This is a genomic window from Flavobacterium anseongense (assembly GCF_021608185.1).
Lineage (GTDB): Bacteria > Bacteroidota > Bacteroidia > Flavobacteriales > Flavobacteriaceae > Flavobacterium > Flavobacterium anseongense.
Window position 1 is genome coordinate 186545 of the sequence record NZ_JAKIHN010000007.1, and the last position, 17509, is coordinate 204053.

Annotated in this window: 6 protein-coding genes; all 6 read right to left on the minus strand. The window is 38.2% G+C overall.

What is annotated here, in order from left to right; genetic code table 11:
- Positions 1-64: 64 nt before the first annotated feature.
- Positions 65-2014, minus strand: coding sequence for an OmpA family protein (locus L1S35_RS10930; protein ID WP_236400584.1), 1950 nt, complete (start codon positions 2012-2014; stop codon positions 65-67).
- 12 nt (positions 2015-2026) lie between these two features.
- Entirely contained in the window at positions 2027-2938 is a 912-nt protein-coding gene (locus tag L1S35_RS10935; protein WP_236400586.1) for a PorP/SprF family type IX secretion system membrane protein, read from the minus strand.
- Positions 2939-2990: 52 nt separating this feature from the next.
- Complete coding sequence (locus L1S35_RS10940; RefSeq protein WP_236400588.1) at positions 2991-12875, minus strand: HYR-like domain-containing protein; 9885 nt, start codon at positions 12873-12875, stop codon at positions 2991-2993.
- A 310-nt stretch (positions 12876-13185) separates the two neighbouring features.
- The gene (locus tag L1S35_RS10945) at positions 13186-15135 is read right to left on the minus strand and encodes an OmpA family protein (RefSeq protein ID WP_236400590.1); all 1950 of its coding nucleotides are present in this window, start codon (positions 15133-15135) and stop codon (positions 13186-13188) included.
- 11 nt (positions 15136-15146) lie between these two features.
- Complete coding sequence (locus L1S35_RS10950) at positions 15147-16058, minus strand: PorP/SprF family type IX secretion system membrane protein (RefSeq protein WP_236400592.1); 912 nt, start codon at positions 16056-16058, stop codon at positions 15147-15149.
- Between the two features lie 55 nt (positions 16059-16113).
- Positions 16114-17509, minus strand: a 1396-nt coding sequence (locus L1S35_RS10955) for a T9SS type B sorting domain-containing protein (protein WP_236400594.1), incomplete at its 5' end; no start/stop codon positions are given.

Here is a 17509-nt window from a genome sequence, read left to right on the forward strand (position 1 = left end):
ATTCAAAGATAAAAAAAAGCACCCGTTTTCGGATGCTTTTTAAAGTATGATTGTTAGGGTTTTATTATAATGCTGTAATTATGAATTCAGAACGTCTGTTAAGTTGGTGTTCTGCTTCGGTACATTTTACCCCGTCTGAACAACCGTTCACCAATTCGTTTTCACCTAAACCTTCAGAGGTTAAACGATCAGCTGCAATACCGTTTTTAATTAACCAGTCTTTTGTCGATTTTGCTCTTCTTTTTGATAGCTTATCGTTATAAGAGAAAGAAGCTCTACTATCGGTATGCGAACGAATATTGATTTTCATTGATGGATTTTGATTCAATACATCTAATAATTTTGCTAAATCAACAGCGGCATCAGGTCTGATATTCCATTTGTCTAAATCAAAATAGATGATATTGATTTTGAAACAATCTGCTAAATCGTCACCAATTTTAACTTTACAAGTTGAAGTTTTAAGTTCGATATTAAGTTCGGTTTTACCTGTTTCTTTACCAATAATTACAGAAACTTCTTTTGTTGTATAATCTTCACGTGAAGCTCTTACAAAATATTTCACACCACATTCAACTTCTGTAAATTCGTATTTACCTTCTGCGTCAGAAGTAGTTTCTTTAAGCTGGTTGAATTTTTCATCAAAAAGTATCAATTTGGTATTAGGTAAAACCGCTTTTGTATCTTCATCAGTAACAACTCCAAAAAGTATTTGGTCACACCAAATTGGTCTTGTTTCTACAAATTTATAGATATCATCGCTTCCTTGTCCGCCATCTCTGTTAGAACTTAGGAATCCTTTTTTAGTTTTAAAATTAATGATAAAGGCAAAATCATCTTTTGGACTATTAGCTTCTTCACCGACGTTTAGTACCTGTTTAAAATTAAGGCTTCCGTCTTTTGGCAATCTTGTAATAAAAATGTCCATTCCACCAATACCTGGATGACCATCTGAAGCGAAGTATAATTCGTTATCATCAGAGATAAAAGGATAAGTTTCTCTACCTGATGTATTAATTGAGTCGCCTAAATTTTCAGGAGCACCAAAGCTGCCATCATCATTTATTTTTACCTTAAACAAATCGGATTGACCACGAGTTCCGGGCATATCAGAAGCAAAGTATAGAGTTTTTTCATCCGGTGATAAAGCTGGATGAGCTGTTTGATAGCTATCACTGTTGAATGGTAGCGGTGTAATATTACTCCATTGTCCTTCTTTATCTACAGTGGCTTTATAAATTTTCAAAAGCGTTACTTTACCGGCATCATAACCTCTTTCGTCAAGATAGTTATTACGGGTGAAGTAAACTGTTTTTCCGTCTTTAGTAAAAGCCGGAGTATCTTCGTGATATTTAGTGTTTATTTTTTTACCAAATTTTCCAACGGCACCAAGTGAACCATCTTCCGATATTGGAGAATCATAAAGATTAGTAAAATACTGACCAGTCCAAGTGTGAATTCTTTTCGAGAAATTTCCTGTATCACGTGCAGAAGAGAAAACTACTTTGGTTCCCATAAAAGCTGTTCCGTAATCAGAGTATTTTGAATTAATACCTGCATTTTCGATTTTATATCGACCTGAGTTCTTTTTGATTTCGGCTAAATAATCTCTTTTTTGAGAGAGTAATTTTGCTCTGCTGTCATTTCCGCTTTTTTCAGAAAACTTAGCTAACATAGCAGCTGCTTGGTCGTTATCTTTTACAGCTTTTAAAGTTTGAGAATAACGATAATAGAATTCAGGTTCTTGTTCCGGATTGGTTGCGTAAAGTTCAGCATACCATTTGTTTGCCTTTTCTAATTCGGCGTTGAAATAGTATGAGTTACCTATTTTAAGCAACATATCAGGCGATTTGTATCCTTTTTCATAGATACGCTCATATGTTTTGATTGCATCAATATAAGCGTATTTTTGATACTCTTTGTTACCTTTTACTTCTCCTTTGTTAATAACCTGCGCATAACTGTTAACGCAAGTGATAGCTAATAGTACTAAATATGTAATTTTATTTTTCATGATGTTGTGTTATTAGAAGAATCTAGGTGATACCATTTTGCTAACTTTGTTGAATAACTCAAATCGTATAAACACCTCGTGAGAACCCGAGTTAAAGCGTCTTAAATTTGTTGTTTCTCTATCATAACTGTAACCAATAAATAAACCATCTGTTACCTGAAACCCTGCCAATGCACTTACTGCAGCATCCCAACGATAGGCTCCACCAAGCATTAACTTGTCAAAGAATAAGAAGTTAGCCGAAGCATCAACCTGGAGCGGTGCACCGGTTACCAGTTTGGTTAGAACAGCAGGCTTGAATTTTATTGATGATGATAAATCGAATACATATCCACCAATAAAATAAAAATTCATTCTTTCCTGAAATACAGCTACATCATTATCATTGTATTTAGAATCCTGCAAAAAGTTTGGTACTGAAAGCCCTAAATATAGTTTATCTGAATGCAGATAAACTCCGGCTCCAAAATTTGGTGAAAACTCATTGTTGAAATTTTGAAGATTAGGATCATTGGCTTGAGCTGGAGTCAACTTATCAGTATCTAAATTGAACATATTTCCTGAAGCTTTAATTCCAAAAGACATTTTGTAATCTTCATTCATTGGAATAGTGTATGATAAATCGGCAGAAATAGTATTATCACTAGTTGGACCAATTCGGTCATTTACTAAAGATAGACCTACTCCGAGTCTACTGTTATTGATTGGCGTGTTAATAGAGAAAGCATTAGTAGTTGGAGCACCATCTAATCCTACCCATTGGGTACGATGCAATCCAAAAATACTCATAACTCCTCTCGACCCAGCATAACCTGGATTGATATTTATGGTGTTGTACATGTATTGGGTATACTGTGCATCTTGCTGGGCAAGTCCAGTGTAGCATGTCAACATCAAAGCGAAAATTAAAATTTTTGTTCTCATATTTTCTATTTTTTACCTGAGGATTTTTCAACCCTCAGGAATTAGTAGGGTTTTATCTGGTAAGGTATAAATATCCGTCTTTAGTCACACTTGTTCCATCAGTAGTTGTCCACTGAATTATATAGAAGTACGTTCCTGTTGGCAATTCCTCGGATTTGTTAATCGTAGTTCTTCCTTCAGATATTCCTTCAAATCTTCTTCCAAGGTTGTCATAATTGTTAGTCTCGTAAACTAATACACCCCAACGGTTGTAGATTTCAACCTTATTACTTGGATAACAATCAAAATCCTCGATATTATCAATTTGGAACCATTCATTAATGTTGTCACCATTAGGAGTGAATGCATTGTGTATTACAATTAATTCACAAGGTAATGGACGACAATCATCATTCACATTCATTACTATGTCATAGCTGTCAAAACAATCACCATTAGCAATTGTATATCTAAAGATATAGTCTCCAATTGCTACACCAAAAGGGTTAAATACAGTTCCGGTTAAACCGGTAGCACTATCAACATTTGTCCATGTCCCGTCTGTTGGTAAACCTTGAGGTAATAAAGTCACTAAATCAACGCTGTCAAATTCGGCAAGATTACATCTTTCGGCAGGTATTTCTAAAATTGTAGTGTTTGTTACAGTAACATAGATTCTTTGGGTGTATGTTTGTGAATTGTTTCCACAAGCATCAGTTGCAATCCATGTTCTAATAATTGTATAGACATTATCAACAGTCGGAGATTGAGTCTGATTAAGTACCGGAGTAACATTACCTGAGCAATTATCAGTAAAGACTAATATAGGTGCATCCGGAATGGCAGCACAAGTTACCTGTAATTTTTGATCAAACTCTGTAGTTAATACTGGTGCTGTAGTATCTTGGATAGTAAATGTAGCTGTTGAAGTCACACTATTTCCACAGCCATCAGTAGCTGTAAAGATTACAGTTGCCGAACCTGTACTTCCACAATCATCGCTTAAAGCAATAAAGTTGTTAGACCAAGTTACGTTAGAACAAGCATCCGAAGCAGTTGCTCCACCATTTGAAGCTAACCAGGCATTTAACGCTGCTGTATTTCCCTGACCATCACATTCAACAGTTGAATTAGCTGCAGGAGCAGTAAGTGTTGGCGCAGTAGTATCAACAATAGTAAATGTACCAGTTGCTGAAGCAGAGTTTCCACAATCATCAGTAGCTGTAAAAGTTACCGAAGCTGAACCTGTGCTACCACAACCATCACTTAAACCATCAAAGCTATTAGTCCAGGTCACATTAGAACAAATATCTATAGCCGAAGCACCACCGTTAGAAGCTAACCAAGCAGCTAGAGCTTCCGCATTACCACTTCCGTCACATTCTACAGTAACGTTAACTGTAGTAACAGAAATTGTTGGAGGAGTTGTATCCTGAATAGCAAAAGTAGCTGTTGAAGAAGTCGAATTTCCGCAGTCATCAGTAGCAGTAAATGTTACTGTAGCTGAACCTGTGCTACCACAACCATCGCTAAGCGCTTCATAGTTATTCGTCCAAGTTACATTTGAACAAGCATCAGAAGCTGAAGCACCACCGTTTGAAGCTAGCCAAGCAGCTAAGGCTTCTGTATTACCATTTCCGTCACACTCTGCTGTTGCATCTGTTGCAGCAATGTCAATTGTTGGAGCCGTAGTGTCTTGAATAGTAAATGTAGCTGTTGAAGTAACACTATTTCCACAATCATCAGTAGCTGTAAACGTTACTGTAGCTGAACCTGTATTACCACAACCGTCGCTAAGTCCATCAAAACTATTAGTCCAGGTTACGTTAGAGCATGAGTCAGATGCCGAAGCACCACCGTTAGAAGCTAACCAAGCGGCTAAAGCTTCTGCATTACCATTACCATCACATTCAACAGTAGCATCAGTTGCAACGATATCAATAGTTGGAGCTGTAGTATCTTGAATAGTAAAGGTTGCTGTTGATGTAGCGATATTACCACAATCATCAGCAGCTGTAAATGTTACTGTCGCTGAACCTGCATTACCACAACCATCGCTAAATGTAGAGAAGTTGTTAGTCCAAGTTACGTTAGAACAAGTATCTGTAGCCGAAGCACCACCGTTAGAAGCTAACCAAGCGGCTAAAGCTTCAGCATTTCCATTTCCATCACATTCAACTGTAGCATCAGTTGCAACGGAAGTAATTGTTGGTGCTGTAGTATCTTCTATTGTGAATGTAGCTGAAGTAGTTGCAGTGTTTCCACAATCATCAGTAGCTGTAAATGTTACTGTAGCAGAACCTGTATTACCACAACCGTCACTAAGTCCATCAAAACTGTTAGTCCAGGTTACGTTAGAGCAAGTATCAGTCGCTGAAGCGCCACCGTTAGAAGCCAACCAAGCGGCTAGAGCTTCTGCATTACCATTACCATCACATTCAGCTGTAGCATTAGTTGCGGCAATAGTGATTGTTGGAGCTGTAGTATCTTCGATAGTGAATGTAGCTGAAGTAGTTGCAGTGTTTCCACAATCATCAGTAGCTGTAAATGTTACTGTAGCAGAACCTGTATTACCACAACCGTCACTAAGTCCATCAAAATTGTTAGTCCAGGTTACGTTAGAGCAAGTATCAGTCGCTGAAGCGCCACCGTTAGAAGCCAACCAAGCGGCTAGAGCTTCTGCATTACCATTACCATCACATTCTGCTGAAGCATTAACAGCAGCGATAGTGATTGTTGGAGCTGTAGTATCTTCGATAGTGAATGTAGCTGAAGTAGTTGCAGTGTTACCACAATCATCAGTAGCCGTAAATGTTACAGTTGCTGAACCTGTATTACCACAACCGTCACTAAGTCCATCAAAATTGTTAGTCCAGGTTACGTTAGAGCAAGTATCAGTCGCTGAAGCACCACCGTTAGAAGCCAACCAAGCAGCTAAAGCAGTTGAGTTACCATTTCCATCACACTCTGCTGTAGCATTAGCTGCGGCAATAGTGATTATTGGAGCCGTAGTATCCTGAATAGTAAAGGTTGCAGTTGATGTAGCTGTGTTTCCACAATCATCAGTAGCAGTAAAAGTTACTGTAGCTGAACCTGTACTACCACAACTATCGTTAAGTTCTTCAAAGTTGTTAGTCCAAGTTACGTTAGAACAAGTATCTGAAGCTGAAGCACCACCGTTAGAAGCCAACCAAGCAACTAAAGCCTCCGGATTTCCATTTCCGTCACATTCAACTGTTGCATCAGCAGCAGCAATAGTGATTGTTGGAGCTGTAGTATCTTCGATAGTGAATGTAGCTGAAGTAGTTGTAGCATTACCACAATCATCGGTAGCCGTAAATGTTACCGTAGCACTTCCTGTATTTCCACAACCATTGCTAAGTCCATTAAAGTTGTTAGACCAGATTACGTTTGAACAAGTATCAGAAGCTGAAGCACCACCGTTAGAAGCTAACCAAGTGGCTAAAGCTTCAGTATTTCCATTTCCATCACATTCAGCTGTAGCATTAGCAGCAGCGATAGTGATTGTTGGAGCCGTAGTATCCTGAATAGTAAATGTCGCTGAAGTAGTTGCTGTGTTTCCACAAGTATCAGTAGCAGTGAAAGTAACTGTTGCACTACCTGAGTTACCACAACCATCTGTGAATGTAGTGAAGTTGTTAGTCCAGGTTACGTTAGAGCAAGTATCAGTCGCCGAAGCGCCACCGTTAGAGGCTAACCAAGCCGCTAAAGCTTCTGAATTACCATTTCCGTCACATTCAACAGTTGCATTAGCAGCAACAATATCAATTGTTGGAGCTATATTATCCTGAACTGTAAATGTAGCTGAAGTAGTTGAAGCATTTCCACAATCATCAGTAGCTGTGAATATTACTGTTATAGCTGTTGAACAATCGCTTGCGATAGTACCAAAATTATTAGTCCAGGTTACGTTAGAGCAAGTATCCGAAGCTGAAGCGCCACCGTTAGAAGCTAACCAGGCAGCTAAAGCAGTTGAAGTACCACCACTACCATCACATTGTACAGCTAAGTCAGTAGCAGCGATATTAATAGTTGGAGCCGTGGTATCCTGAATAGTAAAAGTAGCCGTTGAAGTAACAGCGTTTCCACAATCATCAGTAGCTGTAAAAGTTACTGAAGCAGAACCAGAGTTCCCACAACCATCTGTAAGTGCATTGAAGTTGTTAGTCCAAGTTACATTAGAACAAACATCCGAAGCCGAAGCTCCACCGTTTGAACTCAACCAAGCTTCTAATGCAGCGGTATTTCCTTGACCATCACATTCTACTGTAGCATCAGTTGCAGCAATAGTGATAGTTGGAGCCGTAGTATCCTGAATAGTAAATGTCGCTGAAGTAGTTGTAGCATTACCACAATCATCAGTAGCAGTAAAAGTTACTGAAGCAGAACCAGAGTTCCCACAACCATCAGTGAATGCAGAGAAGTTGTTAGTCCAGATTACGTTAGAACAAGCATCTGAAGCCGAAGCTCCACCGTTTGAACTCAACCAAGCTTCTAATGCAGCGGTATTTCCTTGACCATCACATTCTACTGTAGCATCAGTTGCAGCAATAGTAATAGTTGGAGCCGTAGTATCCTGAATAGTAAATGTCGCTGAAGTAGTTGAAGCATTACCACAATCATCAGTAGCAGTAAATGTTACCAAAGCTGAACCAGAGTTTCCACAACCATCAGTGAATGCAGAGAAGTTGTTAGTCCAGATTACGTTAGAACAAGCATCTGAAGCTGAAGCACCACCGTTAGAGGCAAGCCATTCAGCTAAAGCAGCAGTATTTCCTTGACCATCACATTCTACTGTAGCATCAGTTGCAGCAATAGTAATAGTTGGAGCTGTAGTATCCTGAATAGTAAATGTCGCAGAAGTAGTTGTAGCGTTTCCACAATCATCAGTAGCAGTAAACGTTACCAAAGCCGAACCAGAGTTTCCACAACCATCAGTGAATGCAGAGAAGTTGTTAGACCAGGTTACATTAGAACAAATATCTGAAGCTGAAGCACCACCGTTAGAGGCAAGCCATTCAGCTAAAGTAGCAGTATTTCCTTGACCATCACATTCTACTGTAGCATCAGTTGCAGCAATAGTAATAGTTGGAGCTGTAGTATCCTGAATAGTAAATGTCGCAGAAGTAGTTGTAGCGTTTCCACAATCATCAGTAGCAGTAAACGTTACCAAAGCCGAACCAGAGTTCCCACAACCATCAGTGAATGCAGAGAAGTTGTTAGACCAGGTTACATTAGAACAAGCATCAGAAGCTGAAGCACCACCGTTAGAGGCAAGCCATTCAGCTAAAGCAGCGGTATTTCCTTGACCATCACATTCTACTGTAGCATCAGTTGCAGCAATAGTAATAGTTGGAGCCGTAGTATCCTGAATAGTAAATGTCGCTGAAGTAGTTGTAGCATTACCACAATCATCAGTAGCAGTAAACGTTACTGAAGCAGAACCTGAATTACCACAACTATCAGTGAATGCAGAGAAGTTGTTAGACCAGGTTACATTAGAACAAATATCTGAAGCTGAAGCACCACCATTAGAAGCTAACCAAGCAGTTAAAGCTGCTGAGTTTCCATTACCATCACATTCTACTGTAGCATCAGCTGCAGCAGTACTAATAGTTGGAGCCGTAGTATCACGAATAGTAAATGTCGCTGTTGATGAAGTATTGTTTCCACAATCATCAGTAGCAGTAAAAGTTACTAAGGCAGAACCAGAATTACCACAACCATTGCTTAATGTAGTGAAGTTATTAGTCCAGGTTACATTAGAGCAAATGTCTGAAGCCGAAGCGCCACCATTAGAAGCTAACCAAGCAGTTAAAGCTGCTGAGTTACCATTTCCATCACATTCTACTGTAGCATTAGTAGCTTGAGTATTGATAGTTGGTGCGGTATCGTCTTGAATAGTAAATGTCGCAGAAGTAGTTGTAGCATTACCACAATCATCAGTAGCAGTAAAAGTAACCAAAGCAGAACCTGAGTTTCCACAACCATCGCTTAAAGCAGAGAAGTTGTTAGTCCAGGTTACCGATGAACAAGCATCCGAAGCTGAAGCACCACCATTTGAAGCCAGCCAAGCAGCTAAAGCACCAGTATTTCCTAAGCCATCACATTCAACTGTAGCATTTGCAGCAGCAATTGAAATTGTCGGAGCAGTAGTATCCTGAACAGTAATAGTTTGAGTAAAAGTTGTGCTGGTATTTAAACAAGCGTCTTTAGCTACCCATGTATTTGTATAAGATCCTGAACCTGCACAAGCTCCAGGTACAAAATCACCTGAAGTTTTGATATAAGTAACATTATTGTCACAATTATCAGTAGCCGAAGGAGCAAGCGCTTGAGCATTAGCTAAAGCAGCAGCATTACTACATTCTATAGTTGCATCCAAAGTTCCGGCTACAGTTGTCCATGTTGGAGGTGTAGTATCTCTAACAGTAATAGTTTGAGTGAATACTTGAGAAGTATTTCCACAAGCATCAGTTACTGTCCAAGTATTTGTATAAGTACCGGCATTTGCGCATGTTTGAGAAGCGACAAATGCACCTGAAGTTTTTACAATATTAGTTACATCAGTATCACAATTATCAGTTGCAGTAGGGAATAAGGCCTGTGCCGAAGCTAAGGCAGCAGCATCACTACATTCTACAGTTGCATCAAGTGAACCAGCTACTGTTGTCCATGTAGGAGCAGTAACATCCTGAATACTGATTGTTTGATTAGCTGTAGATGAGTTACCACAAGCATCTGTCACTGTCCAAGTTCTAGTAATAACTCTATTGTTGGAACAAACATTCAAAGGAGTTAAACAAACACTATTGAAATTAATACTTCCGTTAACACTAGCTTGTTTTCTAGAGAATATGAACCAAGTACCATTCATTGGACCGGTTAAATTTTCAAAACTTGAAACATAAGATGTTAATCCCGTAATTGAATTTGGTGACGATAAGGCACCGTTTGGTGTAAAGTTTTGTGGGATATCTTGAGTTATAACATCGTTGTTGTTCCATTGTGGATATCCTGAACTATTTGGGTAAAATGTAGGTAAATATAATTCCTGGTCACTAGAGTTTGCATCTTCACAAGCACCACCGGTACAATATGGTCCAACTAAAATTACAGCTGTACCATTTGGTGCAACCAAAGTAAATTCAGCTCTTCCTTTTCCTTGATTGGTTTCGAAAGCTAAGGCGATTTTTTGAATATCTTTTGCAGTTAGATTATCAAATCCTGTTACATCAAAGTAGAAGTAATTACCATTACCTGCATTGATAGATCCAGCATTATCATTTCCAAAACATTCATTATCAGAATAAGTCACTGTTGGAGCTGTATCACAATTATCACTAATATTAGTTACGGTTCCGGTAGTTGATGGATCCAGGTTTGTGTTACAACTGGCATCAGTATTAGCTGTTATAGGTCCAGGTACTGTAAAAGTAGGAGGTGTCGTGTCATTAACAGTTATTGTTCTTGTTACCGGAGCTAAAGCTCTTCCACAAGAATCGGTTGCTGTCCATGTTTCAACAATTTGTCCATTGCAGAAACCAGGAACTGTTGTTGTAAAAGTTGATGGATTTGAAGTACCTGTAATAGCACAACCACCAGCTAATCCGTTACTAAATGAAAGCGTACTCGGAGTTGGCGTAACACCACAAGAAATTGTTATTCCGGATGGCGCATTCATAGTTGGTAAAGCAGCCGGACTTACTGTAATCGTTCTTGAAACAGAAGCAATTGTTCTTCCGCAAGAATCAGTAGCTGTCCAGGTTTCTGTTACAGTTCCACCACAAGTTGGAGGAGTTGCTGTAAATGTTGATGGATTCGAAGTTCCGTTAATAGCACAGCTACCACTTAATCCATTGGTGAATGAAATTGTACTTGGTGCCGGAATTGATCCGCAAGCTACTGTTATATTTGCAGGTGCTGTCATTGTTGGTAATGCAGCCGGGCTTACAGTAATTGTTCTTGAAACCGGAGCCAAAGCTCTACCGCAAGAATCTGTTGCCGTCCATGTTTCAGTAATTGTTCCGCCACAAGCAGAAGAAAGTGTTGAAAACGTAGATGGGTTTGAGGTTCCGCTTATTAAACATCCACCACTCAATCCATTAGAAAATGAGATTGTACTTGGCGCAGGCAATGAACCACAAGCTACCGTTATAGCCGTCGGAGCTGTCATTGTTGGTAAAGCCGCTGGACTTACTGTTATAATTCTTGAAACCGGAGCCAAAGCTCTACCACAAGAATCTGTCGCTGTCCATGTTTCTGTAACAGTTCCACCGCAAGCACCAGGAGTTGTTGAGAATGTTGAAGGGTTTGAATTACCGCTTATTAAACATCCACCACTTAATCCGTTAGAAAATGAAATTGTACTTGGTGCCGGTAATGAACCACAAGCTACTGTTGTAGCAGCAGGAGCAGTCATTGTTGGTAAAGTAGCAGGACTTACAGTAATTGTTCTTGAAACCGGAGCCAAAGCTCTACCACAAGAATCAGTTGCAGTCCATGTTTCCGTAACGGTTCCACCGCAAGCACCTGGAGTTGTTGAGAATGTTGAAGGATTCGAATTTCCGCTTATTAAGCAACCACCACTTAATCCATTAGAAAATGAGATAGTACTTGGTGCTGGTAATGACCCACAAGCTACCGTTGTAGCAGCCGGAGCTGTCATTGTTGGTAAAGCAGCCGGACTTACTGTTATAATTCTTGAAACCGGAGCTAAAGCTCTACCGCAAGAATCTGTTGCAGTCCAGGTTTCTGTAACGGTTCCACCGCAAGCACCTGGAGGTGTTGAGAATGTAGAAGGATTTGAAGTACCATTAATTAAACAGCCACCACTTAATCCGTTTGTGAATGATAAAGTAGTAGGAGCAGGTAGTGAACCACAAGCTACCGTTGTAGCTGCCGGAGCAGTCATAGTTGGTAGCGTTGCCGGGCTTATTGTAATTGTTCTTGTTTTGGTAATCGTTCTTCCGAGAGCATCTGTAAAAGTCCATGTTTCAGTAACAGTTCCTCCACAGGCGCCTGCAGGTGTTTGAGTACTTAGAGTAGAAGTAACAGTCCCGCTGATTAAACAAGAACCTGTTCCATTATTAGTATAGCTTAAAGAACTTGTTGTTGCTCCACCACAAGGAACAGTAATATCACTTGTGTTGGCAAATGTCGCAATAGTAGGAGTAGTTGCTCCTATTGTTCTGGATTTAGTAATAGTACATCCGTTTACATCTGTTATAACTACAGTATAAGTGCCAGGTAATAAACCGGTAAGATCTTGATTATTTTGTTGTCCGCTTGGCACAGCACCTCCGGCTGTAGCTGTCCATACATAAGTAAAAGGAGCAGTGCCACCAGTTGGGGTTAAGTCAATTGCTCCTGTTGCAGAACCACATTGTGAATCGGTTAGAGCGAATTCTCCGTTTACACCTCCATTTACAGTTATAGTAGGCAAGGTTCCACATTTAGGCGAAATTAAAGTAGGGTCTAGTGGGCAAGTTGATCCAGGTGAAGCTGAAGTCCAAGCTAAATATAAATTAGTGATTTTCAATACATCACCACAAGTATAAGTAACAGTATTATAACTTAACGTAGTTATAGTATTTGGAGGCAGTGGACCATTACAACCAGTAATTAATGTATTAGAAACTAACAGACCAGTAGTTCCGCTATAAACTTCTAAATTTCCCCAAAAGGCAAAAGAAGTTCTCGTAGAACCAGTCGTGTTGTTAATAGACAGTGTTAATGTTCTAGTTATTGTAGTCGCAGTTGGACACGAGTTACATAAATCTCCACCAGAGAGAGTTGCACCAACTAATGTCAAGTCACCAGAAGTACACGATGTGCCTGGTGGCGGATAAGATTGGGCGAATGAGCTAGAGATACTTAATAAACTAAATATCAAAAACACAATCAATTTTTTTGAGATAGTAATTTTTGTTTTCATACAATTAATTTTAGTAGAATAATCTATTGATAAACGAAATTTCGGGCTTGAAGTATTTTGTAAGTAGGCGCATTGAAGAGATAGTTGATTTGGGTTATACTATTTGATGGCTAAATTAGAGACATACCAATAAGTAACCCAATTTTTTCTGTGAATAGCGCAAATACTCGTTTAACTGACAATTTTCTTTCATTTTAAACTTTTTAACGATGCTTTTTGATATTTCATCCTTTTTCAAATAGGGTATAAACGAAAGAAACACTTGATTTTACAAGTGTTTCTTTTAATTTTAATAAATAAAAATATTTTTTTAGAGCGCTGTAATTATAAATTCTGAACGTCTGTTAAGTTGATGTTCTGCTTCTGAACATTCTACACCATCCGAACATTTGTTTACTAATTCTCTTTCACCTAAACCTTCTGATGTTAAGCGGTTTGCAGCGATACCATTTTTAATTAACCAGTCTTTTGTCGATTTGGCTCTGTTTTTCGATAATACGTCATTATATTTATCAGAAGCTCTACTATCGGTATGAGATCGAATGTTAATTTTCATAGATGGATTTTGTTCTAAAACATCCAATAGTTTTGCTAAGTCAATCGCAGCATCTGGTCTGATATTCCATTTGTCTAAATCAAAATAGATGATGTTGATTTTAAAACAATCTGCTAAATCGTCACCAATTTTAACTTTACAGCCTTCCGATTTAAGTTCGATATTAAGTTCCGTTTTACCTGATTCTTTTCCAATTGTTACCGGAGCTTCTTTAGTCGTATAGTCTTCATGAGAAGCTCTTACGTAATATTTTTTACCACATTCAACTTCGGTAAATTCATATTTACCTTCAGCATCAGAAATGGTTTCTTTTATCTTATTGAAATTGTCGTCAAAGAGTTGCAACTTAGTATTTGGCAGAACAGCTTTTGTATCTTCATCAGTAATAACTCCGAATAGTATTTGCTCACACCAAATAGGTTTTGTCTCTACAAATTTATAGATATCATCGCTTCCTTGTCCGCCATCTCTGTTAGAACTTAGGAATCCTTTTTTAGTTTTAAAATTAATTATAAAGGCAAAATCATCTTTTGGACTATTAGCTTCTTCACCAACGTTCAATACTTCTTTGAAATTAGTGCTACCGTCTTTCGGAATTTTAGTGATATAAATATCCAATCCACCTAAACCTGGCTGACCGTCTGAAGCGAAGTATAATTCGTTATCATCAGAAATAAAAGGATACGTTTCTCTACCTTCGGTGTTAATGGCATCACCAAGATTTTCAGTGTTACCAAAGCTGCCATCTTCATTTATTTTTACCTTAAACAAATCGGATTGACCACGAGTTCCAGGCATATCAGAAACAAAGTATAATGTTTTTTCGTCAGGAGATAGGACAGGATGTGCCGTTTGATAACTGTCACTATTAAATGGAAGTGGAGTAATATTGTTCCATTGTCCGTCTTTATCTACAGTAGCTTTATAAATTTTTAAAAGTGTTACTTTACCAGCATCATAACCTCTTTTTTCAAGATAGTTATTACGAGTGAAATAAACTGTTTTTCCGTCTTTTGTAAAAGTTGGAGTATCTTCGTGATATTTAGTATTTATTTTTTTGCCGAATTTTCCAACAGCACCAAGTGAACCATCTTCAGCTATAGGAGATTCATAAAGATTAGTAAAATACTGACCAGTCCAAGTGTGAATTCTTTTCGAGAAATTTCCGGTATCACGTGCAGATGCAAACACCACTTTGGTTCCCATAAAAGCCGTTCCATAGTCAGAGTATTTTGAATTAATACCTGCGTTTTCGATTTTATATCGACCTGAATTCTTTTTGATTTCGGCTAAATAATTTTTGTTTTTAGCAAAAATTTTGGCACGTGCTTCATTACCATTTTTTTGCACAAACGTAGCCATCATAGCATCAGATTTGGTGTTATCTTTTGCAGCTTTTAAAGTTTGAGCAAAGCGATAATAGAATTCAGGTTCTTGTTCCGGATTGGTTGCGTAAAGTTCAGCATACCATTTGTTTGCCTTTTCTAATTCGGCGTTGAAATAGTATGAGTTACCTATTTTAAGCAACATATCAGGCGATTTGTATCCTTTTTCATAGATACGCTCATATGTTTTGATTGCATCAATATAAGCGTATTTTTGATACTCTTTATTTCCTTTCGCCTCAGATTTATTTGCAACCTGCGAATAACTATTCACACAAGTGATAGCTAATAGTACTAAGTATGTAATTTTATTTTTCATGACGCTTTGTATTAGAAGAATCTAGGTGATACCATTTTGCTAACTCTGTTGAACAATTCAAATCGCAAGAATACCTCATGAGAACCTGAGTTATATCGTCTTAAATTTGTTGTTTCTCTATCATAACTGTAACCAATAAATAAACCATCGGTTATCTGAAACCCTGCCAATGCACTTACTGCAGCATCCCAACGATAAGCTCCTCCAAGCATTAACTTGTCAAAGAACAGGAAGTTAGCTGAAGCATCAACCTGAAGCGGAGCACCGGTTACCATTTTTGTTAAAAAGGCTGGTTTGAATTTTATCGATGGTGATAAATCAAATACATATCCACCAATAAAATAGAAATTCATTCTTTCCTGAAATACAGCTACATCATTATCATTATATTTAGAATCCTGCAGGAAGTTTGGCACTGAAAGCCCTAAATACAGTTTATCTGAATGCAGATAAACTCCGGCTCCAAAATTTGGTGAAAACTCATTGTTGAAATTTTGAAGATTAGGATCATTAGCTTGGGCAGGTGTCAACTTATCAGTATCTAAATTGAACATATTTCCTGAAGCTTTAATTCCAAATGACATTTTGTAATCTTCATTCATTGGAATAGTGTATGATAAATCGGCAGAAATAGTATTATCACTAGTTGGACCAATTTTATCACTTACCAATGATACACCAAGTCCTAGATTACTGTTGTTAAGTGGAGTATTTATGGAGAAAGCGTTAGTGGTAGGAGCACCATCTAATCCTACCCATTGGGTACGATGCAATCCAAAAATACTCATAACTCCTCTCGACCCAGCATAAGCCGGATTGACATTTATGGTGTTGTACATGTATTGGGTAAACTGTGCATCTTGCTGAGCAAGTCCAGTGTAGCATGTCAACATCAAAGCGAAAATTAAAATTTTTGTTTTCATATTTTCTATTTTTTAACCTGAGGGTTTTTCAACCCTCAGGAATTAGTAGGTTTTTTTATCTAGTAAGGTATAAGTATCCGTCTTTGTTTATAGTTTGCGAACCATCAGTCCATTGGATGATATAGAAATACGTTCCCGTTGGTAAATCAGCTGATTTGTTGATAGTTGTTCTTCCTTCGGAAACACCTTCAAATTTTCTGGTACTGTTGTCATAGTTTTTGGTTTCATAAACTAAAACTCCCCAGCGGTTATATATCTCAACCGAATTTGGTAAGTGACAATCTTGACCAATGTTATCAATTTGAAACCATTCATTTATACCGTCATTATTTGGAGTAAATGCATTGTGAATGATTACAGTGTCACAACCTGCAACAGCACATAATTCAACAGGCACAGTTACCTCTACTTTTTGAGGGCAAGTATTTTGATGGTTATAAGTATAGCTGAATACATAATCCGCTTCCGGCACTTGATATGCATTGAATATTGAACCATTGAATGTTCCAACATTACTTTCATTTACCCAAGTTCCTCCGGCAGGAGTACCAGTTGGTAAATAATTACTCAAATCCCAAGTTGCAGTTTCACTGTCATTACATATTTGATCACTTACAGTTACTTCAATTACAGGATTAGTGATTACATTAATCAACTGTTGGAACTCTCTTGTATTTCCACAAACATCAGTTACAGTCCAAGTTCTTGTAATAGTGTAAACACCATTTACAACAGTAGATGTAGTTATGCTCGGTACTGGAGTAACAATGGTTCCTGTACAATTATCAGTAAATTGAAGAACAGGTACGTCAGGAATTACATCACAGGTATTAATTGGAGTTTCAATAGTTCCAACTAATTCTGGAGCAACTGTATCAGAAACAGTAATTGTTTGCGTTCCTGAAACTGAATTTCCACATGCATCAGTAGCTGTCCAAGTTCTTACTATTTGATAATTAGAAGGACAGTTTCCTTGTAAAATGTTTTCAGTCATACTTACTGTTGCAGCTCCACAGTTGTCAGTTGCTGTTAATACAGCCGGATTAGGAATATTATCACATGAAGCAGTAGTATTTACCGGAATGCTTTCATTAAAAGTTGGAGCAATTGTATCACCAACAGCAATTGTTTGTGAAACTGAGGACGTATTGTTACACGCATCAGTAAATGTCCATGTTCTAGTTATAGTGAATGAATTAGCACAATTTCCTTGAACAATTGAATCAACACCTTGGACTGTTATAGAACCTGAACAATTGTCAACAGCAGTAAGCGAAATCATCGCAGGAACTTCACCTACACAGGTTGCAGTTATTGATGCTGGTGCTTCTGGAGTTAAAGGAGCTTGATCATCTATTACAGTAATGGTTTGTGATACTGAAGAAGAGTTATTACAAGCATCAGTGAATGTCCAAGTTCTGATTACTGTGAATGAGTTAGGACAGTTGCCT

Coding starts and splice junctions, on each gene's coding strand:
- L1S35_RS10930 (WP_236400584.1), bottom strand. CDS start 2,014: ATGAAAAATAAAATTACATATTTAGTACTATTAGCTATCACTTGCGTT.
- L1S35_RS10935 (WP_236400586.1), bottom strand. CDS start 2,938: ATGAGAACAAAAATTTTAATTTTCGCTTTGATGTTGACATGCTACACT.
- L1S35_RS10940 (WP_236400588.1), bottom strand. CDS start 12,875: ATGAAAACAAAAATTACTATCTCAAAAAAATTGATTGTGTTTTTGATA.
- L1S35_RS10945 (WP_236400590.1), bottom strand. CDS start 15,135: ATGAAAAATAAAATTACATACTTAGTACTATTAGCTATCACTTGTGTG.
- L1S35_RS10950 (WP_236400592.1), bottom strand. CDS start 16,058: ATGAAAACAAAAATTTTAATTTTCGCTTTGATGTTGACATGCTACACT.